The organism is Marinobacter alexandrii, assembly GCF_005871205.1.
GTDB lineage: Bacteria > Pseudomonadota > Gammaproteobacteria > Pseudomonadales > Oleiphilaceae > Marinobacter > Marinobacter alexandrii.
In genome coordinates this window covers 351,200-378,187 of the sequence record NZ_SWKM01000014.1, presented here as the reverse complement: position 1 = coordinate 378,187, position 26,988 = coordinate 351,200, and the positions used below count along the sequence as shown (strand labels likewise).

Below are 26,988 nucleotides of genomic sequence, written 5' to 3'. Positions count from 1 at the left end.
ATCTTTTTGTTTTATATGAATATATGCAAAAACTCTGCTCTGCCTTACTTACTATACTAACAGGACACTCTGCCACTTCAGGAACAAAATCTATGCCCGCTATATAGCCTAGAGGGCTTTTGGTGTTGTGACAGGTCGGTGACAGGTTCACTGGTTAGCGTTGGCTCCTGTGTATTCATTTGTATACAAACAGGAGTTGAGTAAACCATGTCGGTCATCAACCAGAATTATGACTTGGTGGTAGTCGGTGGCGGAAACGCTGCGTTGTGTGCCGCGATCACTGCAGCGGAGCATGGCGCACAGGTATTGATACTTGAGGGCGCCCCCAAGACCTATCGCGGAGGCAATTCGCGCCACACCCGCAACTTCCGTTGTATGCACAACTCGCCCATGGAAGTTCTGACAGGAAGGTATGACGAAGAAGAATACTTTCAGGATTTGCTCAAAGTCACCAAAGGTAAAACCGACGAGACGCTGGCTCGCCTTGCCATTAGAGGTACTGAAGAGAGCTACCGATGGATGCAGAAACACGGGGTTCATTTTCAACCCTCTTTGTCCGGCACCCTATCCCTGTCACGGACAAATGCCTTCTTCATGGGTGGCGGAAAATCGCTGGTCAATGCCTACTATCGGGTAGCCGAGAGCCTTGGGGTTGATGTCCTTTATGAAGCTGAAGTGACCCATCTGGAGCGCCAGGACAACGTTATTGTCTCGGTCGAATTCATCTACAACGATTGCCGTGAGCAGCTCACTCCGAAAGCTGTGGTTGTAGCCTCCGGCGGATTTCAGGCAGATCTTGACTGGCTCGCCCGCGCCTGGGGACCTGCGGCCCAAAATTTCCTGATACGGGGCACGCCCTACAATCGTGGCGTTGTGTTGCGTGATTTGCTCAATCAAGGGACTGAGCAGGTTGGCGACCCAACCCAGTGCCACGCTGTGGCCATCGACGGCCGCGCGCCTAAATTCGATGGTGGGATCGTCACCCGTCTTGACTGTGTGCCCTTCTCGATTGTCGTCAATGAAAACGCGGACCGTTTTTATGACGAAGGTGAGGATGTCTGGCCTAAACGCTATGCCATTTGGGGGCGGCTTGTAGCGGCACAGCCGAACCAGGTTGGCCATGTGATCATTGATAGTAAATCTATCGACCTTTTCATGCCCTCGGTCTTTCCTCCACTCAAAGCCGAAACCATCGAAGCGCTTGCCTTGAAAATGGAACTAGATCCAGCTTCATTGCGCACAACCGTCGACCAATTCAATAACGCGTGCGCGGGCGGAGACTTCCACCCTACCGAGCTAGATGGCCTGGCTACAGAAGGCATTACACCTGCAAAAACCAACTGGGCACGCCCTATCAATAGTCCGCCCTACTACGGCTATAGCCTGCGTACCGGCGTCACTTTCACCTATCTCGGTTTGAAAGTGGATGAAAAAGCAAAAGTTCAAACCAAACAGGGTTCGCTCGACAACCTCTGGGCTGCGGGTGAAATCATGGCTGGATCAATTCTCGGCGAAGGGTACCTGGCTGGTTTTGGTATGACCATCGGGACCGTATTCGGTCGTATTGCCGGCGAGGAGGCAGCACGTTATGCAACCAATTGAAGTAGTAAATATTCAAACAAACGATGAGCCTATCCGAAACCAGGCCCTTGAAGAGGCCCGCCGCCAGTTTCAGATATGCAACGCATGCCGATACTGCGAAAGCTATTGTTCTGTCTTTCCTGCCTTGCATCGGCAACGCGAACTTGAAGACGGCGAGCTACAGCAACTCGCGAACCTTTGCCACAACTGCCGTGCTTGCCACTACGCGTGTCAATACACAGCTCCCCACGAATTTGCGATAAATGTTCCAGCGGCACTTGCAGAAGTGCGGCAACAGGTTTGGCAGGACAACGCTTCGCCTAGGTGGCTGGCGCGGCTGTTCCACCGCAGTGGTGCAGCAATTGCCGCTATCGCGTCTCTGGCTTTTGGGCTTTTACTGTGGCTCGCGCAATGGCAGTCAGGTGGCGATGGTGCGGGTTTCTATGCAGTACTCCCGCACAATGTAATGGTGGCAGTGTTTCTTCCAGCGTTTATTTTGCCCCTGATTGCCGTGGCTGTCGGGCTCCGGCGTTACTGGCAAGGTATCGGTGGCAAGAGAATTACCCTAGCGCACCTTCGAGCGGCCATGGGCTCAGTTGCGACAATGAAAAACCTGGCTGCAGGCCATGGTGATGGGTGTAACTTTGAAGACGAAGATCGTTTCTCGAATAAACGCCGTCTTTTACATCAAGCAACAATGTATGGTTTTTTACTCTGTTTCGCAGCCACAAGCGCTGGAACGATCATGCATTACCTGTTTGACCTGCCTGCCCCCTACAGCCTGTTTTCTGTTCCGAAACTGCTGGGCATTAGTGGCGGCATTTTACTCTGTATAGGTACTCTCGGCCTGGCCTACCTGAAAACCAAAGCAGACCCGGAATTGTCCGCTCAACATGTCTGGGGTGGAGAAATGGGGTTTATTCTTTTGCTTTTTGCCGTGAGTAGTACCGGGCTTCTGTTATACGCCTTTGCCAATAGTAGCTGGTTGCCAGAGTTGCTGACGCTGCATTTGGGCACCGTGCTTGCGTTCTTTGTACTCTTACCATTTTCGAAGATGGTGCATGGGTTCTACCGGATGGCAGCACTGATCCGCGACGAACAGACGAAAACTGACGGTTAGGAAGGGGAAAGCAGGATGTCCCGGGCAGAACATGCTTATCAAAGGTTATTGCAGGCCATTATCGACGGAAGCCTAAAGCCAGGTGGACGAATTCTTGAGGTTGATCTGGCCAACTGGCTTGGAATAAGCCGGACTCCCGTTCGAGAAGCGTTGAAACGGCTTGAATCAGAAGGGTTGATCTGTAACGCGCCCCGCCGAGGTATGGTCATTGCCCAGTTGGATATACAGGCGATTATGGAGCTTTATCAGATGCGCGAGGTGCTCGAAGGCACAGCTGCGCGTCTGGCTGCTCAACAGTGTTCGGAGGCAGAGGTGTATAACCTCCGCGAGTTGCTGAGCCAGGAACAGCAATCCCAACACCATGCGGCTGATCAGGCGGTCAAGAATCGCGAATTTCACAATGCAATTTACCTCGCTGCCCATAACCGGTACCTACTCAAATCCCTGAATAGCTTGAGAGATGCCATGGCACTGCTCGGACCAACCACGTACATGTTGGATAGCAGAGCTCAAACCGCACTGTCAGAACATGCAGCCATCGTTGATGCCATCGAAAGCAGAGACCCGACGGCGGCGGAAAGTGCAGCAAGAAAGCATATTCGCGCGGCGCAAATGGCTCGTATTCGGTTGGGCCGCGAGCAATCTAATGCATGCTCCACCACCAGCCGAGACAAAGTCACCGGATGACAGGTTGATGACAGGTTCCGTCATTAGGGTGTGTTGACTGGAATCCTAAAATTCCGGCAATAAAAACACCAAATTAAAAGGGGACGGTAATGTCAAAAACAAAAACAGCCAGTTGGATAGGTACGGGTATTATCACAGCACTTGTCGCCGGCCAGGCTATGGCCGCCGACGTTGGCAACGGTTATCAATTGAAAACCAAGAGTCGCTTGGTGCATTTCGATAGGGAATACGAAAATCCCACGAACGACCGGTCGCAGTCAGCTTTTGCAATCACTGCTGACTGGACTTCACCAAGGTTTGGCGACTGGATCGGATTTGGAGTTTCCCCTTATTTCGTTGAAGATCTTCACGCCGGAGGGCGAGTTCGCGAAGACGTTTTAACGGTTAAGGATGATAAAGCGCAGGGCTTCGCATTGCTCGGACAGGCTTTTGTAACACTGACTCCCTCTGACAATCTCGCCATCAAACTTGGTAGGCAAACCCACAAGTCCATGCTCCTGAGCAGTTCCGGAAGCCGTGCCGTTCCGAATACTTTTCAAGGATTAAACACTCAGTTTCATATAAATAACAACATTTCCCTGTTCGGCGCCGTTTACGACAAATGGTCGCCCCGTGCAAGTGACAGCTTTGAAGGTTTTGCCACGGACCAGTCTCGTCAAGGTGACATTGACTTCGTTTCAGTCGTCGGCATCGGTTACCGCCTGGATACGTTTCAAGCCGATATGGAATACCTCAGTGCAAAAGACTATCTCAGCAAGCTTGGCCTGAGAGTGAGTAACAGGACCAGTTTCGATGGTTCAAGCCTGAAACTGACTGCCGGACTATTTACCTCCGCTGATAATGGCGATCTTTTCGTTACAGGAGCCGAAGGTGGAGATCTGGATGATGAGGACGCAACCGGCAGCGTCGCTGGTGTGACAGATAGTGAAAACAACGGACTAGGTGCCTATATTGAAGCGCAGTGGGCCGTGAACAACTTGGAATTGACAGCGGCGGTGTCTAAATTCGATGACCTCTGGATTGAAGATAACTTTTCCGGTGATCATGGAACGAACCCCTTCCCTACTCGCTCTCGCATTGGACCCGACGTCGCGAACACCAATGAAACCGCAGTGATGCTGGCCCTCAAATACGACTGGAAAGACTACGTTCCTGGCCTGCAAACCACTGTGGCGGCAGGCCAGGGATGGGATGCAGAAAACTCGGCCAACCGATCGTTGGGTAGCGCCGATGAAGACTGGCGTGAGTTGGTCGTTGGTTACAAGGTGCCAGCCATTAAGGGGCTGAAATTTAAAGCCATTTGGCACGACTACAATTCCGACGAAGTGGGCAGTGTCGATGGTGTGAAACCCGACCAGACAGATGTACGCCTGTACCTGGATTACTCCTACGCGTTTAACTTCTAACCCCCAGCTTGCTCAAACAGTGGCTCTAGCGCCGCTGTTTGACGCTCGCGCCCGAACGCCCTCTCTCCTCTCCTCTCGATATTCCAGACATCCTTCCGTGACAGGTTGCTGACAGTTTGACCCGATAACGTGATGTGAACGCGCAGACCAGTGCGCCTTTCTCTTGAATTGATTAATTAGACAGTCACATCGGTCGGGAGTGATATCAATGTCTGTAATAAGAACACGTTCCACATCCGAGTTAACAAAGCTCGTCCCCCCGAGCATAGCCAGCCTTATCGATTTCCATAGGCCGGCCTCCGATTCCGGTGGATCAGAACATTCTGATGAACTCGAACACGTTGCGATCTTGAGTACCAACTGATTGTCATTGACCGGTGGCGAAAGTCCAGGCGATGGCACTGTTACCGGTCCTTTTTATTCCCTCTCAGGCTCATGAACCTCAGCCGCTCCGGCCGAGCAAAGCTTCTTCCCGATAGGAGAAAAATAATGCCGACTCAAACTGCAATTCCCTGCACTATGATGCGCGGAGGTACCTCCCGAGGACCTTATTTTCTGGCCTCTGATTTACCGGAGGACAGGAGTACCCAGGATCGGGTAATCCTGGCCGCAATGGGGTCCGGAAACGCTCTTCAGATCAACGGTATCGGCGGTGGTTCCAGCCTTACCAGCAAAGTGGCAGTCGTTTCTAAATCTCAGCACCCTGACGCTGACGTTGACTTTCTATTTGCTCAGGTGTCCGTTGAGGAATCGATTGTTGATACATCGCCATCCTGCGGAAATATCCTCTCGGGAGTAGGCCCTTTTGCCATAGAAAAGGGGCTGGTATCTGCAAGCGTTGGCGAAACACTGGTGCGCATTCGTAATCTGAACACCAACTCCCTGGTTGAGGCCGTCATAAAAACTCCCAACGGGACTGTCGATTACGACGGCGACGCGTCCATTGATGGCGTCGAAGGCACAGCCGCACCCATCCTTCTAAATTTCCTGAATGTTGCAGGGAGTAAGACCGGCCAGCTCCTGCCCACGGGCAAGCTCAGAGACCGCATCGACGGCATAGAGGTAAGTTGCATCGATGCAGCAGTACCTATGGTTCTCATACCGGCATCATCGCTCGGCAAGCGCGGCGACGAATCCAAAGCGCAGCTTGATGAAGACGTAGAATTATTGCGTCGTATCGAAGCGATCCGACAGGAAGCTTCCTGGAAAATGGGGCTTGGCGATGCAACAGGCAAAGTCATTCCGAAGGTGGCGCTTTTATCCAAACCGCGCCATGGCGGCACCATTACCTCCCGCTATTTTGTTCCCCATAGTTGCCACGGCGCCCATGCGGTCACCGGTGCGATCTGTGTAGCGAGTGCTATTGCCCTGCCCGGTTCTGTTACTGATGAACTGGTAATACGCCCTGAGGGAAAGCAACAGACTATCCAGATCGAGCACCCGAGCGGAAGAATCGATCTGGCTCTCGAAATCGATTACACGGCGACAGGCCCACAAATTCAACGAGCCGGCCTGATTCGAACCGCCCGAAAATTGTTTCAAGGCGATCTCTATGTGCCTTCCCAGATCTGGTCCTACTCAAGAAGCCACGCCTCGTAAATAGCGCTCATTAGTAACCCGCCAAATACGCCAAGGAGTCTCTATTGATGACAGGTTGCTGACAGGTTGGCTACGTAATTTAAAAGCTAAGCCCGGTTAAGGCTCTCTGCAATGGCCGGCATCAAAGACAAAAACAAAGCAATGCAGAATAGAGAGGATAATTATGAATCAGCTATCCAAAAATCGTTCCTGGATCGATGCGATGAAAGGTTTCACGATCATTGCCGCCATTTCACTAGTGGCTGGTACGGCAACATCGGTTCAGGCAAGTGTTGATTTCGCTGACGAACGAATTGAATGGGTTGTTCCGTTCAAAGAAGGGGGAGGCTCTGATACCTGGGCTCGTTTTTTTGCGCCGTTGATCTCCGAGAACTTGCCGGGACAGCCTCCGGTAGTCGTCAAGAACATTCCAGGTGGTGGTTCCACAAAGGGAGCCAATTATTTTGACCGTCGCGCCGAGCCGACTGGTCTGGAAATTCTGGGCACCTCCGGCTCGACCCAGTTCCCCTATCTACTGGGTGACCGCCGGGTGAAGTACGACTATAAGAACTGGACACCGGTATTGGCCTCACCCACTGGCGGTGTTTTCTATGTCAGCCCGGAGTTAGGAATCAAGTCTGCAGAGGACTTGGTAAAACTTCGGGGCGAGTCAATAAAGTACGCAAGCCAAGGCGCTACATCCCTTGATCTGGTTCCCCTTCTCGCTCTTGAGATTCTGGATATTGACGTTCACGCAATCTTCGGTATGAAGGGCCGTGGCGCTGGCCGGCTGGCGTTTGAGCGGGGGGAGGTGAATGTTGATTACCAGACCACCTCTGCCTACCTGCAAAAGGTGCTCCCTCTGGTTGAGGAAGGAAAAGCGGTGCCGATTATGTCGTGGGGGGTTCTCGATGACAACGGCGATCTGAAGCGCGATCCCACCTTTCCCGACCTGCCCCACTTTGCCGAAGTTTATGAAATGATTCACGGCAGCAAGCCCGAAGGGACGGCGTTCAAAGTTTGGAAAGCCTTTTTCGTTGCCGGCTTTGCCGCGCAAAAGGGCATCTTCCTGCCGAACAATACCGATCCAGAAGTGATTGAAGCCTGGGCTAAGGCTGTTGAAGACACTGTGGCTTCGCAAGATTTCAAGAACAAAGCCAAAGCTGTTCTTGGATCTTACCCACAAGCAGTTCAGGCAAAAGCCTCAAAAGCCTTCAAGGTTGCACTGGACATGGACGAGTCTGATCGCGCTTGGGTCCGTGATTGGCTAAGCACACGCTATCACGTCCGATTCTAATAACTGTCCAATCATTTTTCACCAGGCGGGCCTCTTCAGGACCCGCCTCGCGAACGCAACCTTGAGGTAAGGAACCATGATTGATGCATTCCTGGCCGCTCTGGCAACTGCCACCACCGGCACGCACTTACTGTATCTTGTCGGCGGCGTGGGGCTCGGGCTTGCCATCGGCATTTTCCCGGGCCTGGGGGGGATAGCGGGCCTCTCGCTCCTTCTGCCTTTCCTCTACGGCATGGAACCCACTACCGCTCTTGCCATGCTTATTGGTCTTGTCGCCGTCATTCCTACTTCCGACACCTTTACATCCGTATTGATGGGAATACCGGGCTCAAGCGGATCACAGGCAACGGTTCTGGATGGATTCCCAATGGCGAAACGTGGAGAGGCAGCCAGGGCACTGGCTGCAGCCTTTTCATCATCGTTGTTTGGCGGAATTTTTGGTGCTTTGGTACTCACGGGGTTCGTCCTCGTAGCTCGCCCAGTTATTCTCGCCTTTGGTTCTGCCGAATTATTCATGCTGACACTGCTTGGCTTGAGCATGGTCGGTGTGTTGGCCGGCAATAGCTTGCTCAAGGGCCTGGGTGCCTGTGGAATTGGATTGTTGCTCGGAAGCGTTGGCGGTGCTCCGGCAACCGGAGAGTACCGAATGACCTTCGGTAACTTTTACCTGATGGATGGGCTTCCTCTCGTCGTTGTAGGCTTGGGCATTTTTGCCCTACCAGAGATTATCGATTTGTTGCGGCAAAATCGTGCCATCTCCGAAGCATCCGAATTGGGCAAGGGTTGGTTGACCGGGGTCAGTGATCTCATAAAGCATAAATGGCTGGCACTGCGGTGTGCCGTTCTGGGATGCGTTGTTGGTGCCCTTCCCGGTCTCGGCGGAAGTGTAGTTGACTGGATCTCCTATGGTCACGCAGTGCAAACCACCAAGGACAAGGAACATTTTGGTAATGGAGATGTTCGGGGCGTTATAGCACCCGAATCGTCCAATAACGCGAAGGAAGGCGGAGCGTTAATCCCAACCCTGCTATTCGGTATCCCGGGATCAGGCAGTATGGCTGTGTTCCTGGGCGGGATGATTCTTATCGGAATCGAACCCGGTCCGTCCATGGTCACCACCAATCTGGACATCACCTATACGATCGTATGGTCACTGGCGCTGGCAAACCTGGTTGGTGCTGGTGCTTGCCTCATGCTTTCCAAATGGGTGGCGAGGATTACGACGATTCCGTACGCCTTGATGGCTCCTTTCATGATCACCATCATTTGTTTCGCAGCGTATCAAGCTACGCGTGATTTGAATGACCTTGTGGCATTGGTCGGAATCGGAACTCTCGGCGTGCTGATGAAACGATTCGACTGGCCAAGACCGGCGTTCCTGATTGGTTTCGTGCTGGCGAGCGGCATGGAGACATACCTCTATCAAGCGGTACAGTTCGACGGTTGGCAATTTCTGACCAAGCCCGGCGTGCTGATCATCGGAACCCTTACCCTCATTTCTATTTTTTTCGCGGCACGACATACGTCCGATAATTCAAAAAGTAAGGCCACCGAAAACGACAGAGCCCAAGACACTGAATCGCGACCTAAACGTGCAACCAACTTGCGGCCACAGACACTGTTCGCTACTGCAATATTCCTCACGTTCGCTTATGGACTCTACGACGCCTTACAGCAATCGTTTCTTGGTAGCGTGTTCACCGCATCTGTTTGCGCGGTCATGCTTGTCATAAGTGGCGCGGTGCTCTTCAAGCTTGCGAGCGGACGTATAGATGACCCGGTAAACCACGACAAAGAGGTGGTAGAGGAATACGTTAGTAATCAGGGCATCGCCAGTCTCTTCCACTATCTGTACTGGATTATCGGATTGGTGATTAGCTGTTACCTGTTCGGGTTCCTGATATCAGTCACCGGCTTCTTCGTCACGTTCTTGCTTGTGAAGGCGCGGACCTCGTTGGTGCGGACTGCCATGCTGACGTCCTCCATTGTGGTGTTCATGGCCAGTCTTTCACACATCATGGTACTGGACCTTCCAAACGGACTTCTGCAAAGCGCAATTGCATTACCCTGGCCTTTGGGCTGAGGGCGTCTGCGAAACTCCTGAACCTGAATCCGGAGAGTAATATGACAGTACCAAAATCAATCCTGATGCCGCTGTCCAGCAGCGGCCAGGAGAAAGAACGAATGCTCGGTGCGTTATCGGTGGCGGCCTATTTCAGCGCTCATTTGGAGGTGCTCCATGCAACCCTCAATCCACGCCGATTCATTCCGGATGAGGTAGTGGCACGCCGCATGCCCCAAAGTTTACTTCAGGAACTTGAGGCGTTGGCGAGCAAGTATTCCGTAACTGAATCTTCGGAACTACAACAATTATTCCAGTCGCTATGCGACCAGAACCATGCACCTCTTACCGAACAACTGATACATGACGCGCCAACAGCTTGCTGGCAGGAGATCGTCGGTTTGCGCAGTGAGCTTGTTGGCGAACGAGGCAAGGTCCACGACCTGATTATTGTTCCCCAACCGAAGTCCGGCACACCGACCTCGACATTCGAAGCTGCAATAATGCGCAGTGGTAAACCGGTACTGTTGATGCCGCGTACCCTGACCACTTTTTGCGCTGATCGCGTCCTGATCGCATGGAATGGCAGCACTGAAAGTGCGCGAGCTGTTGCAAGCGCGCTGCCGGTCTTGAAGGCTGCCAAACAAATCGTTGTTGGATGCAGTAATCGCTCTTCCGCTCGAGAGCCTGGCATCGACAAACTTATCCAATACCTGGCACGCCACGGCGTCGAAGCAATTGGCAAACAATTTGACAGCCATCGTCTTGCTGCGGGTGAAAGCCTACTGCAACTTTCAGATTCTATCGGCTCCGATCTCATCGTTATGGGCGCCTACACCCACAGGAGAGTTCACGAACAGATCTTTGGTGGGGTGACGCGACATATGGTTGGTCACGCAACGATACCGATTTGGATGATGCATTGAGGGCTGAATGATGCGGACCAGTTGAAGCTGGTCCGCATTGGTTACAGTGAGGCGTGGCGCTAGTCCATGCCTACCACCAGACTTCCGCCTGGGCGCCAAAGGTCAGCCCGTTACTGTCATCCGGTCCGATTGAATCGCTAGCGGCATTGTAGTCATCGCTCCAGTTTGCATAGGTGGCAAACAGGCGCAGCTGGGGCCGTGCGAAGAAGGTTTCGCCAGGTGACCATTGTTGGGCAATCGTTACCTTCTGCAGGTCTGAATCCTCTGCTCCCGATGCTTCCGGGGAAACCCGGTCAAAGCCCAGTTCAACCGCCGTACTCATCAACGGGCTCCAGTAATAAGTGGGACGGACCCCGAAGGACGTCCACTGACTACCCTGGTTATTATCCAGACTGGTGTCCTCATAAATACCCACATAGAACATATCCATATCGCTACCCAACGGAATCAGACCGTGGTCGATGACACGGACCATGGAGCCTTGGTTTGCGGCACTGCTGTTGCTCCGGCCACCACTGGCGACCAGTGAGTCCTTGGCGTACTGCAGGGTAAGCTTATTGTAGCCACCAAGAAAATTCGCCTGCTGATGTTCGGCGGTGAACATGTAGCCGTCCTGATCATCAACACCGGCGCTCTCCTGCTCGTCGTCCAGATTGGCACGGCCGTAGTCGATGCCCACTTCCAGGGTACCGCCAGGGTTGACGGGCAGGCCAGTCCAGCGCACGTCAATGATGTCGTTGGTAACCGGGTCCCCAGTTCCTAGATCGGCACCGTCACCGGTTTCGTTGTTTGCAGAGCGAGTCCAGGCTACATGCAGGAGGCCGGTGCCAACATCGATATCCTCAAGGCCCGCGCCTGGACCGGATACATCCCAGTAGAAGAAATCGTTGATGTGAACATCGTGGCGCTGATAAAAGCGTTTGCCAATCCACAACGTTGAACCTGGCAACGATTTGATGACGTTGGTGCCACGCACGTTGAACTGCCGCACGGCAATCGTTGCATCGTCGTCGTTCACGGTTTCAAAATCATTCTCCTGAGGAGTGATGTACGCGATCATCGAGTCGACGTAGAAGCTGGTGTCATCCTGCCTGAAAACCTCAGAACCCAGCTGGATCTCAGCATAGGTTTCACACTCGTTGCCCAAGCGATACTTGGAGACACCCGGTGCGGAAAAGCAGGCCTGATCACCACCACCTGCGGTGGCGCCGATACCAGACCGGAAATAACCGTGAAAATCGATTGCGAATGACGTGGTTGAAACCATCATCGCCGCGATGGCGGCAGTAAGCTGGTTTCGGTTGGGCAGAGGAAATTTTGTGTATTTGTTCATTGTATGCCTTTGTTGTTGTTAAGTGTGATGTTGGTTTTATTCGGGGCGAACTTAGCCGGCCCCGACCCGGCTTTGGTGCTCTGGTCAGCGGTCCCTGCAATGAATATTTGTCGAGATCGATCGAATCCAGATCAACAGATCACGACTAGGTGATTTGCGCGTCCTCTTGGCAGGCCATGAAAGCCGCAACTTCGTCTCGGCTTGGCAGAGATGTAAAGGCGCCTGCATGGGTGACTGCATGGGCGCCACAGGCGCTGGCAAAGGTCAATATGCTCTCCAGCCGCTGTTGATCGGTGCCCACCCCTTCCAGATCGGCAACCGACATATCCAGCTCGGACAAGCGATACAGCAAACCTCCGACGAACGCGTCTCCGGCGGCGGTGCTATCAATCATATGTACATTGGGCGGCTGGATTGAGCCGGTTTGGTGGGCGGTGTAGTAACGAAGCGGTTTACCGCCGTCAGTGATCAGAATCAGCGAAGCTCCAGCGCTCAGAATTTGCTTCAATACCGTGGCTTCGTCCGTATGTCGGCACAGGAAGGCCAGCTCTTCAGCGGACAGCTTGACCAAGTCCGCTTGCTTCACGCAGGCCCACACCGATTCAAACGGATCAGCGCCTTCGGGCCATAGATTGTGCCTGAGGTTCATGTCAAAGCTGACCAGCCAACCAGCGGCTCGCGCTGCATCCAGACCGGCTTGGGTAGCTTCCAGAATTCCAGGTTCTGTCAGCGTGTTGGAGCAGAAATGGAAGATGCCACGGTTCTCAAACCATTCCGGCTTAAAGTCGCCCGGGCCGAACAATAAATCGGCTGAAGGCCCACGATAGAACTCAAAGCTGCGCTCGCCCTCTTTGTCCAGTGATACAAAAGCCAAGGCGGTCTTTGCCTCACTGGTTTGCAGCAGGTAGTCCGTGCAGACCTGCATGGCCTCAAGCGACTGAACGAGGAAATCACCAAACATGTCCGCGCCGACTTTACCGGCAAAATAGCTGTGGCCGCCGAGCTTACCGATTGCTGCGGCAACGTTTGCCGGCGCACCGCCAGGATATTTGGTAAAGCGCTCAGTCTCTGACTCGGTGCCCTTCCCGTCCTGATCATCACTGACCCGGCTAGAGAGCATGTCTACCAACAGTTCACCGAATGAAATGACTTTGATCATTGGTCGCCACTCTCCTCAGCCACCAGGCCTGCCTTGGCTGTTGCGCCCGAATCTGCTTTGTCCCCGGCCAGATGCCGATTAACGATATCCATCAAGCCCTGGGTTGATGGGTCGTACTCGTTGCTTTTCCCATCAATATCCCGGCTGATGTCATTAGCTAACCGTTTGCCGAGCTGCACGCCCCACTGGTCGAAGGAGTTGATATTCCAGATAGCTCCCTGCACGAAGACCTTGTGCTCGTAGAGAGCAATCAGGGCGCCAAGATTTCGCGGGCTCAATTCGTCCAGCAACAGCACGTTGCTTGGGCGATTACCGGTGCAACTGGCGTACTGTTTGTCTTGTGTATCGCCATTCATAAACGCATTGGCCTGGGCCAGCATATTGGTCAGCAAGGCAAAGTGATGTTCTTTGGTGTCTTCATCGGCTTTCAGCGAAGCGATAAAATCGATGGGAACAAAACGGGTGCCCTGGTGAAGCAACTGAAAAAATGCATGCTGGCCGTTAGAACCGGTTTGCCCCCACACAATGGGACCGGTGGCATGGCTAACCGGATTGCCATCGATGTCCACTGATTTACCATTGCTCTCCATGTCCAGTTGCTGGAGAAATGCCGGCAGTTGGTGCAAGGCCTGATCGTAAGGAATGATCGCCTGGGTTTCCGCGCCCAGGAAATTGATGTTCCAGATGCCGATAAGGGCCAGAAGGACCGGCATGTTGGCCTCCAATGGCGCGTTCAGGAAGTGCTGGTCCATGGTGTGCGCGCCGTCGAGCAGTTCGATAAACGCGTCAAACCCGATGCTCAAGGCAATAGGCAGCCCGATGCTGGACCAGAGTGAGTAGCGCCCTCCCACCCAGTCCCAGAACTGGAAAATACTGTCCTCGCGAATACCAAATTCTGTAGCGGCTTTGATGTTGGTCGAGACCGCGACAAAGTGCTGGCCCATGTCGGCTGTGGTGCTCTGGGTTTGCTCCAGGAACCAGCGCTTGGCGCTGTTCGCGTTCAACAGGGTTTCCTGGGTGGAGAAGGTCTTGGTCGACACAATGAACAGCGTGGTTTCCGGGTCCAGCCCTTTCAGCACTTTTTTGAGGTGCCGGCCGTCGACGTTGGAAATGAAGTGAACGCTGAGGTCCGGGTGCTGGTAATCAAGCAGGGCCCGGCACACCATACTGGGACCAAGATCCGAGCCGCCGATTCCGATATTCACAACGTTGCGTATGCGCTTGCCGGTGTAGCCCAGCCATTGCCCGCTCCTGACCTGTTCGGTGAAGGCCCTGAGTTTTTCCAGGCTGGCCTGGACATCTGGCATTACGTCGCGGCCGTTTACGACAATCGGCTGGTTACCGAGGTTGCGCAACGCGATGTGTAGAACCGGACGTTCTTCGGTGACATTAATAGCATCGCCGGCAAACATCTGTTCCCGACGCCGCTGCAACGGCGACTGTTCAGCCAATTCAAGCAGGGCGTCCATCACCTGCGGCGAAATTTTGTTCTTGGAATAGTCCAGAAACAGCTCGCCCAATCGCAGACTCATCTTCTCGAAACGATCCGGATCCGCTTTGAAATAATCCGCAATACGGTCGTCCCCAGTCTCATCAGCGAGTTGTTCGAGCTTGGTCCAGGAATTAGATTTGCGCAGTGAGTTCATATCTGTGCTCCCTTATACTTCAGGCTTCTTGAAGTGACTGAAGGCCTGAAAAAACACCGTTCGTTTCCAGCTTGTCGAGTTCCGCCTCAAAGGCCTCTTCAAAGTCGCTGGAGTTGGCGAGGGTGGTCCCGAAAATGTCCGCCATTCCCAGGAAATCTGAGGTCAGGTTGGCCCTGTCTTTAACAGCGGATTTCAGCCGCGCAGCCAGCGGATCATTAATCTCATGGTGCTGGCCCTTCTCATCTTGGCCTCGCAGGTAAAGCGCCCAGCTGGCGATGATCATGGCTACGCGTGATAGCGGGCGCCCTTCGTTCACAAGCGTCTGGACCGTCGGTACCAGGAACTTCGGTATCTTGCTGGAGCCATCCATACAAAGGCGGGCCAACTCGTCGCCCATTTGGGGGTTGGAGAAGCGTTCGATCAGGGTCTGCTTGTACGCGGGCACATCGATGCCTGAGATTTCTCCCAGTATCGGCGTCACGTCCTCATCCATAAAGCTGCGGATAAACTGACTGAATCGTTCATCAGCCATCACTTCGTGGGTGTAGCGGTAACCGGCCAGATACCCGAGGTACGCCATCGCAGAATGGCTGGCATTCAGCAGGCGAATCTTCATTCGCTCGTAGGGCGCTACATCGTCCGTGAACTGAACGCCTACCCTTTCCCATTCCGGGCGACCGTTGCAGAAGTCATCTTCCAGCACCCATTGGCAGAAAGGCTCACAGATCACCGGCCAACCGTCCTCAAGGTCGTAATGCTCTTTCAGCCACTGACGGTGTTTGTCATTGGTTCCCGGTGTGATGCGGTCAACCATGCTGCTTGGAAAGCTGACATTGGCTTCAATCCAGCTTGCCAGGTCAGCATCTCTGAGGTTGGCAAAAGCCAATAGAGCTGCACGGGCGACGTGACCATTTTCCGGTAGATTGTCGCAAGACATGACCGTGAATGGTGGCAAATTACGCGCTCGACGCCGGTCCAGAGCCTCGGTCAGATAACCGAATACGGTTCGAGGTTGCTGAGGATTCTGCAGGTCGTAGCGAATGTCCGGATGGCCCTCGTTAAACCGCCCGGTATTGTCGTCGACGTTATAGCCGCCTTCGGTGATCGTCAGTGAGACAATTTTCACTTGGGGGCTTGCCAGTTTTTCGAGCACGGCGTCCTGTTCCTCAGGCGCGAACAGGAAATCGGTGATGGAGCCAATCACGCTCGTTGCATTGGTGTTGTCGGCGCCAAGTTCGATCAGCGTGTAGAGGTGGTCCTGCCCGGATAGCACCTGTTGCATGGTTCGATCCGCTTCACGCAGCCCAACACCACAGATCGACCAATCCGCGCTGCCACCTGCCTGCAATAGCTGGTGGGTGTAAGCCGCTTCATGGGCACGGTGAAATCCGCCCACGCCGATGTGAACGATGCCATGCCGGAGGTTACCCCGTTCGTAGGCAGGCACGGACACCTCTGGACTCAATTGGTCCAATGTTGAGTTATTCAGTTTCATAAGAGGTCACGCTGCCATTCGGCTGGGTTTCTGAACGGCGTTACCCTGCTCATCGAACAAGTGGCATTCATCCACGTGCAGGCGTAAACCGATGCGATCACCGTAGTTACAGGCAAAGTTGCCGGGCATACGAACGGTCAGCGTCTCCTGGCCATCTGTTTTCACGTAGCAGTAGGTATCGCTGCCCAAGCTCTCGGCAATGTCCATGTAGCCAGTCAGTGAACTCTCACTCGGTTCGACCACATCAATGTTCTCCGGCCGAACGCCAACGGTGACAGCACTGCCCTTGCGCAGGTGTTCACTGGCCGCAGGTAAGTTTACGGAGGCACCCGAAGTCAGCTCAACGGTCACGCTGGAGGCATCAATAGCCGTTACTTTGCCCGGCAGGAAGCTCATCTTGGGCATCCCAAGGAAGCCCGCAACAAAGCGGTTAGCAGGATTGCGGTATAGCTCCAGAGGTGTACCCACCTGTTCAATCCGGCCCTGGTTCAATACCACCACTTTGTCGGCGAGGGTCATGGCCTCAACTTGATCATGGGTAACGTAAATCATGGTGGCGTTCAGATCGTGGTGAAGGCGAGCCAGCTCCAGACGCATCTGCACCCGCAGGGCGGCATCCAGGTTCGACAGTGGCTCATCGAACAGGAACACCTTGGGCTGGCGCACGATGGCACGGCCAATCGCCACCCGCTGACGCTGGCCGCCAGACAGTTCTTTCGGTTTGCGCTCCAACAAAGGCTCCAGCTCCAGAATTCGAGCAGCTTCGGCGACTTTTTTGCCGATCACGTCCTTGGTTTCTTTCGCCAGCTCCAGTGCAAACGACATGTTCTTGCGCACGGACATGTGGGGGTATAGGGCGTAGCTCTGGAACACCATCGCCAGATCACGTTTGGCCGGGGCCAAATCTGTGATCTCTTTGTGGTCCAGCATAATGTGGCCACTGGTGACTTCTTCCAGCCCGGCAATGGAGCGCAGCAGTGTGGACTTGCCGCAGCCTGACGGCCCGACAAACACTACGAATTCGTTGTCTTTAATCTCGAGGTTAATGCCCTTGAGAATTTCGATATCCCCGAAGGATTTCTTGAGGTTCTTTATTGTTAAGTTAGCCATGGGAAATCTCCGTTATTTGACAGCGCCAAAGGACAAGCCGCGAACCAGCTGTTTCTGGCTGATCCAGCCAAAGATAAGAATAGGAGCACAAGCCAGGGTCGATACGGCTGACAACTTGGCCCAGAACAAGCCTTCAGGGCTTGAGTAAGATGCGATCAGGGCCGTCAACGGGGCCGCTTCCGAAGCCGTGAGGTTGAGTGACCAGAACGCCTCGTTCCAACTGAGAATCAGTGACAGCAGCACCGTTGCCGCCAGACCGCCCTTGCTCATGGGCAGCAGTACCCGCCAGATCTCCTGGAACAGCGTGGAGCCGTCCATTCGAGCGGCCTCGAGCACTTCTTTAGGTATCTCTTTAAAGTAGGTGTAGGCCATCCAGATCATGATCGGCAGATTGATCAGCGTGTAGATGATGACCAGTCCGGTTTTGGTATCGAGCAAGCCGGTGTCTTTGAACAGCAGGTAAATCGGCACCAGCACGCCAACCGGCGGCAGCATTTTGGTGGACAGCATCCACAGCAGTGTCCCTTTGGTACGCTTGGTCTCAAAAAAGGCCATGGAATAGGCGGCGGGTACGGCGAGCATCATTCCGATGATCGTGGATCCGAAAGACACCACCACCGAATTCCAGGCAAAGTGCAGATAGTCACTGCGTTCGTTAACCAGCGTGTAATTCTCGAGGGTCGGCGAGAAGAACAATTGCGGCGGTGTGGCGAAGGCATCGATTTCTGTTTTGAAGCTGGTCAGCAGCATCCAGAAAATCGGGAAGAAAATGGCCAGGGCCACCCCCCACGCCAACACCCCCATAAGCAGGGTGTTCAGGCTACGTCGTTGTTTTAGGCTAAGCATTTTGTAACCTCCGGAAATCATTGTTTTTCAGTCAGGCTTTTGCCAATCAGCCGCACCAGGAAGAAGGCGGCAATGTTGGCCAGCACAACGGCGATCAGGCCACCGGCCGAAGCCAGTCCGACATCGAACTGCAGCAACGCCTGGCTGTAGATGAGGTACGCAAGGTTGGTAGTCTCATAACCTGGCCCACCGCCCGTGGTGGTGAAGATTTCGGCAAAGATTGACAGCAGGAAGATGGTTTCAATCATCACCACCACCGCAATCGGACGAGCAAGGTGCGGCAATGTGAGATGGAAGAACAGAGCCCAGGGACCGGCGCCATCCAGGCGTGCCGCTTCCTGTTGTTCCTGATCCAGAGACTGCAGTGCCGTCATCAGCAGCAGAATGGCAAACGGTAGCCACTGCCAGGAAACGATCATGATGATCGAAAACAGCGGAAACTCGGAAAACCAGTCAATCGGCGTGGCGCCAAAGAACTTCCAGATGGCTGCAAAGACTCCTGACACCGGGTGCAGCAGCAGGTTCTTCCAGATCAGAGCATTCACGGTCGGCATGATAAAGAATGGCGATATCAGGAGTATCCGGACGATGCCCTGGCCCCAGAACGCCTGGTTAATCAACAACGAAATGAGTACACCCAGAACCACGGTAATCAACAGCACGGCACCGACCAGCATCAGAGTGTTGCTCATGCCCGCCATGAATCCGAAATCGGTGACAAAGAACCGGAAGTTTTCCAGTCCCACAAATTCGTTATCGCCGGGATACAGCAGGTTATAGCGAATCAAAGAAAAGTAGATGGTCATGGACAGCGGAATCACCATCCACAGTGCCAGGACGAGCACCGACGGCGACACCATGAAACGATTGATGCGGGAGGTCTTCCTCTTGCCGCCCTTGCGGCTGTCCTGTTGGGGTTCCGCGGCGGGGCTCGCGGAACCTACATTCAGAGTGGTGGTCTTCATTTCGGTTCTCCGGTGACCCCAAGCAGGCTCCGCCAAAGCGGTCCCTGCATCAGGTCATTGTTGTTTCGTCTTGGCCGGGTATTCAGTTGGAGTAATAGCGAGCGCGAGTCATCTCACGCAAGGTGATCGATTGCGCCGCCTTCAGCGCGTGATCGACCGACATCGACCCTGCCAGCGCGCCCGAGATTAGCTTGCCGACCTGGGTTGCGATCGACTGAAACTCCGGGATAGCGGCAAACTGAACGCCCACATAGGGGGAAGGATTCAACGTGGAATCGTTGGGATCGGCGTTGCCGATTGCTTCCAGGGTTCGGGTCGCAAACGGAGCAGCTTCAAGGTATTCCGCGTTGTCGTAGGTCGAGGTGCGTGTGCCAGGCGGCACATTGGCAATACCGTAGGTTTCCTCAACCAGCTGGCTATAGGCGCGGGATGTGGCCCAGGTAATAAAGGTCTTGGCCGCTTCTTTGGCGTCCGAGCTCACCGGAACCGCCAGGGCCCAGGACCACAACCAACCGGAACCTTTAGAGGTTACCTGCTCCGGCGCCAGGGCAAAGCCGATCTGGTCAGCCACCCTGCTTTGCGTTTCGTCGGTCAGGAAAGCACCAGCGACCGTAGCGTCCACCCACATGGCACATTTGCCACTGTTGAACAGCGCGAGGTTCTCGTTGAAGCCGTTGGAGCTGGCGCCAGGAGGTCCATAGTTGCCGAGCAGATCAACATAGAAGCTGACGGCGTTCTCCCACTCAGGCCCGGTGAATTCAGGTTTCCAGTTCTCGTCGAACCAGCGGGCACCGAAAGCATTGGCCATGGTGGTGATCAGCGCCATGTTCTCGCCCCATCCTGCCTTGCCGCGCAGGCAGATACCGTACTGCTCTTCTTCCGGCTTATGGAGCTGTTCGGCAAAAGACTTCATCTGATCCCAGGAAGGCTGGTCAGGCATGCTGAGGCCATTGGCCTCGAACAGATCCTTGCGATAGAAGGTCATGGAGCTTTCGGCGTAGAACGGCAGTGCGTAAAGGGTGCCCTTGGAGGACAAGCCCCCAAGAACTGAAGGGAAAATGTCTGCCATATCATAGTCCGAAGGCAGATCCTTCATTGGCGTCAGCCAACCCTTTTCACCCCAGATGGGTGCTTCGTACATGCCGATGGTCATCACATCGAATTGGCCGCCATCTGTGGCAATATCGGTCGTCAGGCGCTGCCTCAGGACATTTTCCTCAAGCACTACCCAGTCCAGATCGATGTGTGGATAAAGCTTTTCGAATTCCTCGGAGAGGCCCTGCATGCGAACCATGTCGCCATTATTCACAGTGCCGATCGTTACTTTGGTGGCGGCCATTGCGGAGGACGCAACAGCGGTCATGCCAACCGCCATAACAGCGGAAAGATATCGATTGTTGTTCATGCTCGAACCTCTGTTTGTTTTTGGAGTAGGTCGATCAAATTGCTCTTAATTCGTAGAGCTTTCTTAAACTGTAGACCTGGCGCAATCAACACGCTTGGACACAGCTAATTGCACGAGCCAATTACACGCTCTATGTGAGAACCGAACAAATACGTACCTTGTCATTTTTCTATACTTTTTTGCTGTCTATCGGGGTCGCCCACTATTGGCGCGGCGCCCCTTTTAGGCCGAAACCGAGCACCAGCGGGGGTTCTAAACGAGAATTGGCGATCAGGAAAGTGAAATACTTATAACCAGAAAGTATTGCTCTAAAAGTGATAACTAACCAATAAACAGGCGGGAGATTGCAGGTGGTCAGCTCTGGTACAGGACGTCCAGGGAGGTTTTTCGATATTCCGATGGGGTCATTTTTTTCACGTCGTAGAAGCGACGGTTGAAGTTGGCGATGTTATTGAAACCAACCAAAAAGCAGATTTCAGTAATGGGTTCGTCACTGTGAGCCAGATGCTCGCAGGCTTTGTTGATGCGGAGGCTATTAATGAACTCAATGAACCTATGCCCCGTGGCTTTTTTGAAGAACTTCGAGAAATAGGTTGGGCTGACGTTCACATGCGCTGCCACCTCTTCGAGAGAGATCCCGGTGTGGTAGTGCTCGAAAATAAGATCCAGGGCCTGGTTCAGCCTGTTGAGAATTTTTTCATCGGTGATGGGCAGGTAGGTCGAAGAGGACAGCACACGGTAATCGGTCATTGCCGCCAGAAGTTCAATCAGCGTCCAAAAACGGGTCAAGCGTCGGAATCCGGTCGATTCGGCAATTTCCTCAAACAACGCAACAGCCTCTGGTATCTTGGTAGCGTCCAGAAATTCGATGCCATACTCGGCACGTTGCCAGAACGGCGCCAGAGCTCGGGTTTCAGGAAACACCGAATCACAAGCGGTGATGAGGTCATGGGAGAAATTAATGACCCGGTCGCGCAGCTCAACCCGCTCCCCTTTCTCTATGTTGCTGATCCAGTTATGGGGGAGATTAGGGCCCACCAGAATCAAACTGTTGGGAGAAAAATTGCCAATATAATCACCAATAAAGACCTTGCCTGAAGTTTCGGTGATCAGGTGGAGTTCATACTCCTCGTGATAGTGCCAGCGCACAAGCATGTGCGGGTAGCCATGATCCAGATACCGGATCGACCGATCCCCCCGCTGCTCAACCCATTCAAACTCGGGTTTGATGCGTTGCTTTTCAGCTCCCATTACGCCCGCCTTTCAGAAGTGTTCTCTACCCGTAGTGTACCGCATTAAACTGAACCTGAAATCTGGTGATTATCATCGAGACTGATGTTAGCTATATCGCGTCATTATTATTCCATCGCGACCGAACCGGAGAGAATGACTTCAAGCCAATAAGGCGTTGTCGTTCCAATACATCCCATTCAAACAGGTGGAATTTCAAATGAAAGCTCTGAACAAACTCTTATTCGTTGTTACCGTAATATCTTTTTCTGCATTGGCCCAGGCCGAAGGCGTAAGCCAAGACGATATCGAGCGCGGCAATAATCCGCAATCCGAGACAACTGTGATCAATAGCGAAGTCTGAAACATTGCATTGCATCAGAGGCGGTCCGCGTGACCGCCTTTTTTGTGCCAGTTGAGCCGATCCAACACCTCTGGACGCCCTTACCTTCAGAAAAAAGCCCCTACTGCGTTGCCGGCAGTAGAGGCATTTTTTTACGATCATTTTTCTCATCACGTTAAGTGATGCTCCGTCGTTTAAGGTCAGGGCTCTATGAGCTCTGCTTTTTTTCTAACAGCTTTCGATGTGCGGCAGAAGACCACACCCCACTAAACTCCTCGACAACGCCCAACTGCGCCGTCGCAAACGCCAGCTTGGCAGACAGCCGGTCCTGTTGGGCTGAAATGAATGTTCGATTGGCGTCCAGCAGATCAAGATAGCCGATGGCGCCCTCGCGGTGCATTGTCGACGCGATGCTGAAGGATTCATTGGCTGCCTCGAACGCCCTACCCGTTGCGCGATCAGCCTCCAGCGCTCGTCCGTAGGCAAACACCGCCACTCGTGTATTTGCTACTGCATCAATGATGGTCTGCTTGTAACGGATATAGCTTTCTTCTGACACCGCGTTCTGGCCCTCTACGCGCTGGAGGATCAGCGGATAACTGAGCAAAGACCAGGAGATTCTCGGCGAAATACTCGCGGTGCTCTCATACCCGTCGGATACCTCTGCCAGGTTGGTAAAACCAAGGAAGCCCTCCACCGAGAACTGCGGATAGAGCTCAGCCCGCAACGCATTTCCCAGGGCCACTTCCCTGGCAAGCGAAGCCAGTGCACCGCCGATATCGGCACGCAGTCGCATGGCTTCGTTCGCCCGATCAGCTTCCGGAACCCCAACCGACGCGGCCAACACGCTGGACGCGGGGCTCAGGAGCAGTGTCTCGGGATCCTCATTGACGAGAACCGAAAGCACCGCTTTCGCCCGATACAACTGTGCCCGGGCGTCAGGCAATTTGGCCCGTTGCTGTTCCAGCAAAGTGTCTGCCCTCGCAAGGTCCAGCTTAGGGGAAATACCTTCTTTCACCCTAAGCGCCATGACCTCCCGAGTGTCTTCAAGCGCCCGGATATCGGCGCTGATCAACTCAACCCGCTGTCGCGAAGCTTCCCACTCAAGGTAGGCACGCACAACGCCGACGGTCACTTCTTTCAGCATCGCGCGCTGGTTATTGAGTGCAACTTCCAGACTGGCTTCCCCGGCATCAACCAGAGCGTGAAGACGCCCGAACAGGTCCATTTCCCAGGACGCCGCAAGGCCGACAGAGGAGGATTCCTGAACACGGTTTCGGTCGATAACCTCGTATTCACCGGCTACCTCGCCTTGTGGCAGAAACCGGTTTTCATCGGCACCAAGATCCGCCAGAGCCTGACGGACCCGCTGCCCGGTGGAAAGCAGATCCAGATTGGCTGCCTGAGCGACTTCAATCAGTCGGTTGAGCTGGTCATCCTGGTAATCTCTCCACCAGCTGACCGTGGTTGAGGCATCAGACTGTACGCCGAATTCCAGGCCTGCGAGGTAACGCTCGTTGGCGTCATGTCGTTGCTCGTAGTCAGGCGTGGCGGCACAACCGACCAGCAATAATGAACCCAGCACTATGCTGACAACGTTCTTAGGCATGGTTGGTCTCCGCGATCTGTTCGAGTGCTGCCTGGGTCTTCTCATCGGACCTTGCTTCGGTCTTCGTCCGTTGAATCACTGCGTAGAACACCGGCGTGAACAGCAGGCCAAACACCGTTACACCAATCATTCCGGAGAACACGGCAATGCCCATGGCCTCGCGCATTTCAGCACCGGCACCACTGGCCAGCACCAGCGGAACCACGCCAGCGGTAAACGCAATGGAGGTCATCAGGATCGGGCGCAACCGCAAGCGGCAGGCTTCCACGATCGCCTGATAGTGGTTGTAGCCTCTCAGATTCAGATCCCGGGCAAACTCCACCATTAGAATCGCGTTCTTGCTCGCAAGGGCCACCAGCACGATCAGCCCGATCTGGGTGAAGATGTTGTTGTCCCCCGAGGTCAGCCAAACTCCGGCCAGCGCAGACAACAGGGTCATCGGTACGATAAGGATGATGGCGAACGGCAACCGCAGACTCTCGTACTGGGCGGCGAGGACAATAAACACGAGCAGGATCACCAGCGGGAACACGTACACCATTGTGTTACCGGCCAGCTCTTGCTGATAGGTCACTTCCGTCCATTCGTAGGCCATTCCTGCGGGCAGTGTCTGAGCCAGTACTTCCTCGATGGCCGCCTGAGCCTGGTCGGAGCTGAAGTTCGGGGCTGGTGCGCCGTTCAGTTCCGCGGTGGGGTAACCGTTATAACGCATAACCCGATCCGGGCCGGTGGTGGCCTGGACATCCATGATTGCTGACAGCGGAACCATCTGCCCCTGCCGATTGCGGACTTTCAGGTTCAGTATGTGCTCCGGATCAAGCCGCTTTTCAGCCTCTGCCTGGGCAATCACCTGATAGGTACTTCCAAACAGGTTTACGTCATTGACGTAGCGTGACCCAAGGTACACCTGCAATGTGTCGAAGACCGACTCCAGGGGAATTCCCAGGAGCATCGCCCGTTCCCGGTCTATGTCCAGGTCAAACTGAGGCACCTGGACCCGAAAGCTGGAGTAAAGCCCGGTCAGCGCCGGGTGTTTGCGCGCCTCGTTCAGGGTGGTCTGCAAACTCGCGAACAGTGCTTCGAAGCCCTTGTTTCCGCGGTCCTCTATCTGCAGTTTAAAGCCGCCGGTGGTGCCCAGGCCCAGAATGGGGGGCGGCGGGAACACCGCTACAAAGCCTTCGTCGATGCCGGCAAACGCTGCATTCAGCTTACCCGCAATGGCGCCGGCGCTGAGTTCCGCGCTGTCTCGATCGCCAAAGTCATCCAGTGGCAGAAAAACAATGCCGCTGTTTGGGCTGTTGGTGAAGCCATTGATGGAGAGCCCCGGGAAGGCAACCGTATTGGCTACGCCATCCGTTTCCAGTGCAATCTGTTCCATTTCACTCACCACGGCCGTGGTTCTATCCAGGCTCGAGGCGTCAGGCAGCTGCGCAACGGCGACCAGGTACTGCTTGTCCTGCTGGGGAATGAAGCCGCCAGGAACGGTGTTGAACAAGGGGCCCGAGAAAACGGTAAGACCAACGTAAACCACCCCAACGATGGCACCGTAGCGGATCAGTTTCTTGACCAATACTTCGTAGGCCGCACCCGTCCGGTCAAAAAACCGGTTGAATGGCTGGAACACGAAACGGCCGAATACCTTGTCCAGCCCCCTGGACAACCGATCCGGTTTTTCGCCATGGCCTTTGAGGAGCAAAGCCGACAGCGCTGGTGACAGCGTGAGTGAATTGATGGCCGAGATGACGGTCGAAATGGTGATGGTCAGTGCGAACTGCTTATAGAACTGGCCGGACAACCCGGTAATAAATGCCGTCGGAATGAAGACCGCACACAACACCAGGGCAATGGCGATGATCGGCCCGGTCACCTCATTCATGGCAACCTTGGTGGCCTCACGGGGCGAAAGGCCCCGTTGAATGTTCCGTTCCACGTTTTCGACCACCACGATGGCGTCGTCGACCACGATGCCGATAGCCAGTACCAGTCCGAACAGCGACAACGTGTTGATCGACACTCCAAGCCATTGCATCACAGCAAAGGTGCCTACTAGAGAGACGGGGACCGCCACCAATGGAATGATGGATGCGCGCCAGGTCTGCAGGAACAGCACCACAACCACAACCACCAGCAGGATTGCCTCAAGCAAGGTGGTAATCACCGCGTCGATTGAGCCGCGAACGAATACTGTCGGGTCATACACGATGTCGTAGGTTACGCCCTGTGGAAACGATTCAGACAGCCGATCCATGGTTCCACGAACGCTGTCGGAGAGCTCGATGGCATTGGAACCCGGGCGCTGGAAGACCGGCATGGCAACAGCGGGATTGCCGTTCAACATAGCCCGTAGCGCGTAAGTGTTCTGGCCCAGTTCAACACGGGCCACGTCCGATAACCGGGTAATCGCCCCGCTCTCGCCAACCTTGAGCACGATATCCCGGAACTCTTCCAGCGAGGTCAGGCGACCGCGCACATTCAGCAGAAGTTGGAACTGGCTATCAGTTGGCGCAGGCTGCGCGCCCAGGGTACCGGCCGCAACCTGACGGTTCTGTGCGCGTACAGCGTTAACAACATCCGATGCGTTCAGGTTGCGGGCAGCGAGTTCATCGGGCTGAAGCCAGAGACGCACTGCATACTCACCACCACCGAACAGCTGCACATCACCCACGCCACCCAGGCGAGCTATTTCGTCTTTGACATTGAGCTCAGCATAATTGGCCAGATAGGTGATATCTCGGCTGTCATCCGGCGAGTGCAGATGCACGACCATGGTCAGATTTGGTGATGATTTCTCGGTCACCACACCCAGGCGTTGTACTTCCTCGGGCAGACGTGGCAAGGCACTGTTGACGCGGTTTTGTACCTGAACCTGGGCTTTGTCCAGATCCGTACCCAGGGCGAAGGTCACCGTTAGCGTCATGCGTCCGTCGGCGGTTGCCTGAGAGGCCATGTACAGCATGTTTTCGACGCCATTGATTTCGTCCTCAAGGGGCGAAGCCACGGTTTCGGCAATCACTTTTGGGTTTGCCCCCGGGTAATTCGCGGTGACAACAACCGTTGGCGGAACCACTTCCGGGTATTCACTGATTGGAAGCTGGAACAGCGAGATACCGCCCCCGATCAGGATGACCAGGGACAGCATGGTGGCGAATATCGGCCGATCTATAAAAAAGTGGGGAAATTTCATGGCATC

At 54.3% G+C, this 26,988-nt stretch carries 20 protein-coding genes; 9 read left to right on the top strand and 11 right to left on the bottom strand.

The genetic code is table 11. From position 1 onward, the window contains the following. The first annotated feature begins 207 nt into the window (after nt 1–207). The 8 genes from tcuA (at nt 208) to FCS96_RS15560 (ending at nt 10,657) form a co-directional block, all read left to right on the top strand. Nucleotides 208–1,602 (top strand): FAD-dependent tricarballylate dehydrogenase TcuA, encoded by a 1,395-nt coding sequence (gene tcuA / locus FCS96_RS15595; protein ID WP_171040817.1) that lies wholly within the window; start codon nt 208–210, stop codon nt 1,600–1,602. Then, nucleotides 1,589–2,701, top strand: coding sequence for a tricarballylate utilization 4Fe-4S protein TcuB (gene tcuB, locus FCS96_RS15590; protein ID WP_138441300.1), 1,113 nt, complete (start codon nt 1,589–1,591; stop codon nt 2,699–2,701). Before tcuA ends, tcuB begins: the two co-directional genes overlap by 14 nt. A 15-nt stretch (nt 2,702–2,716) precedes the next feature. Beyond that, complete coding sequence (locus FCS96_RS15585; RefSeq protein ID WP_138441299.1) at nt 2,717–3,388, top strand: GntR family transcriptional regulator; 672 nt, start codon at nt 2,717–2,719, stop codon at nt 3,386–3,388. Between the two features lie 89 nt (nt 3,389–3,477). Beyond that, nucleotides 3,478–4,794: an OprD family outer membrane porin gene (locus tag FCS96_RS15580; RefSeq protein WP_138441298.1), complete on the top strand. Its 1,317-nt coding sequence runs from the start codon at nt 3,478–3,480 to the stop codon at nt 4,792–4,794. Between the two features lie 489 nt (nt 4,795–5,283). After that, nucleotides 5,284–6,393 (top strand): 4-oxalomesaconate tautomerase, encoded by a 1,110-nt coding sequence (locus FCS96_RS15575; protein ID WP_138441297.1) that lies wholly within the window; start codon nt 5,284–5,286, stop codon nt 6,391–6,393. Between the two features lie 163 nt (nt 6,394–6,556). Then, nucleotides 6,557–7,669, top strand: coding sequence for a Bug family tripartite tricarboxylate transporter substrate binding protein (locus tag FCS96_RS15570; RefSeq protein WP_138441296.1), 1,113 nt, complete (start codon nt 6,557–6,559; stop codon nt 7,667–7,669). 76 nt (nt 7,670–7,745) lie between these two features. Next, entirely contained in the window at nt 7,746–9,752 is a 2,007-nt protein-coding gene (locus tag FCS96_RS15565; protein WP_138441295.1) for a tripartite tricarboxylate transporter permease, read from the top strand. Nucleotides 9,753–9,793: 41 nt separating this feature from the next. Next, nucleotides 9,794–10,657, top strand: coding sequence for a universal stress protein (locus tag FCS96_RS15560; RefSeq protein ID WP_138441294.1), 864 nt, complete (start codon nt 9,794–9,796; stop codon nt 10,655–10,657). 70 nt (nt 10,658–10,727) lie between these two features. On the opposite strand, the gene FCS96_RS15555 is transcribed toward FCS96_RS15560, so the two are convergent. The 9 genes from FCS96_RS15555 to FCS96_RS15515 form a co-directional block, all read right to left on the bottom strand. Further along, complete coding sequence (locus FCS96_RS15555; protein ID WP_138441293.1) at nt 10,728–11,990, bottom strand: maltoporin; 1,263 nt, start codon at nt 11,988–11,990, stop codon at nt 10,728–10,730. 145 nt (nt 11,991–12,135) lie between these two features. After that, the gene (locus FCS96_RS15550) at nt 12,136–13,149 is read right to left on the bottom strand and encodes a carbohydrate kinase family protein (protein WP_138441292.1); all 1,014 of its coding nucleotides are present in this window, start codon (nt 13,147–13,149) and stop codon (nt 12,136–12,138) included. Then, a complete protein-coding gene (gene pgi, locus FCS96_RS15545) occupies nt 13,146–14,795 on the bottom strand; it encodes a glucose-6-phosphate isomerase (RefSeq protein WP_138441291.1) in 1,650 nt (549 codons plus the stop codon). Before pgi ends, FCS96_RS15550 begins: the two co-directional genes overlap by 4 nt. Nucleotides 14,796–14,814: 19 nt before the next feature. Beyond that, nucleotides 14,815–16,290, bottom strand: a complete 1,476-nt coding sequence (locus tag FCS96_RS15540) for a mannitol dehydrogenase family protein (protein ID WP_138441290.1) — start codon at nt 16,288–16,290, stop codon at nt 14,815–14,817. Between the two features lie 6 nt (nt 16,291–16,296). Next, nucleotides 16,297–17,400 (bottom strand): ABC transporter ATP-binding protein, encoded by a 1,104-nt coding sequence (locus FCS96_RS15535; RefSeq protein ID WP_138441289.1) that lies wholly within the window; start codon nt 17,398–17,400, stop codon nt 16,297–16,299. Nucleotides 17,401–17,412: 12 nt separating this feature from the next. Continuing rightward, on the bottom strand, nt 17,413–18,246 hold the full coding sequence (locus FCS96_RS15530; protein WP_138441288.1) for a carbohydrate ABC transporter permease: 834 nt from the start codon (nt 18,244–18,246) through the stop codon (nt 17,413–17,415). 17 nt (nt 18,247–18,263) lie between these two features. After that, entirely contained in the window at nt 18,264–19,211 is a 948-nt protein-coding gene (locus tag FCS96_RS15525) for a carbohydrate ABC transporter permease (protein WP_138441287.1), read from the bottom strand. Nucleotides 19,212–19,293: 82 nt separating this feature from the next. Next, complete coding sequence (locus FCS96_RS15520; protein WP_138441286.1) at nt 19,294–20,616, bottom strand: ABC transporter substrate-binding protein; 1,323 nt, start codon at nt 20,614–20,616, stop codon at nt 19,294–19,296. 354 nt (nt 20,617–20,970) lie between these two features. Beyond that, nucleotides 20,971–21,867, bottom strand: coding sequence for an AraC family transcriptional regulator (locus FCS96_RS15515; RefSeq protein WP_138441285.1), 897 nt, complete (start codon nt 21,865–21,867; stop codon nt 20,971–20,973). Between the two features lie 199 nt (nt 21,868–22,066). On the opposite strand from FCS96_RS15515, the gene FCS96_RS20085 reads away from it, so the two are divergent. Then, nucleotides 22,067–22,210, top strand: a complete 144-nt coding sequence (locus tag FCS96_RS20085; RefSeq protein ID WP_171040815.1) for a hypothetical protein — start codon at nt 22,067–22,069, stop codon at nt 22,208–22,210. A gap of 187 nt (nt 22,211–22,397) precedes the next feature. Here FCS96_RS20085 and FCS96_RS15510 read toward each other — a convergent pair whose 3' ends face one another. Next, a complete protein-coding gene (locus FCS96_RS15510) occupies nt 22,398–23,798 on the bottom strand; it encodes a TolC family protein (RefSeq protein WP_171040813.1) in 1,401 nt (466 codons plus the stop codon). Beyond that, a complete protein-coding gene (locus FCS96_RS15505) occupies nt 23,791–26,982 on the bottom strand; it encodes an efflux RND transporter permease subunit (RefSeq protein ID WP_138441283.1) in 3,192 nt (1,063 codons plus the stop codon). The genes FCS96_RS15510 and FCS96_RS15505 overlap by 8 nt, the downstream gene beginning before the upstream one ends. Nucleotides 26,983–26,988: the final 6 nt, after the last annotated feature.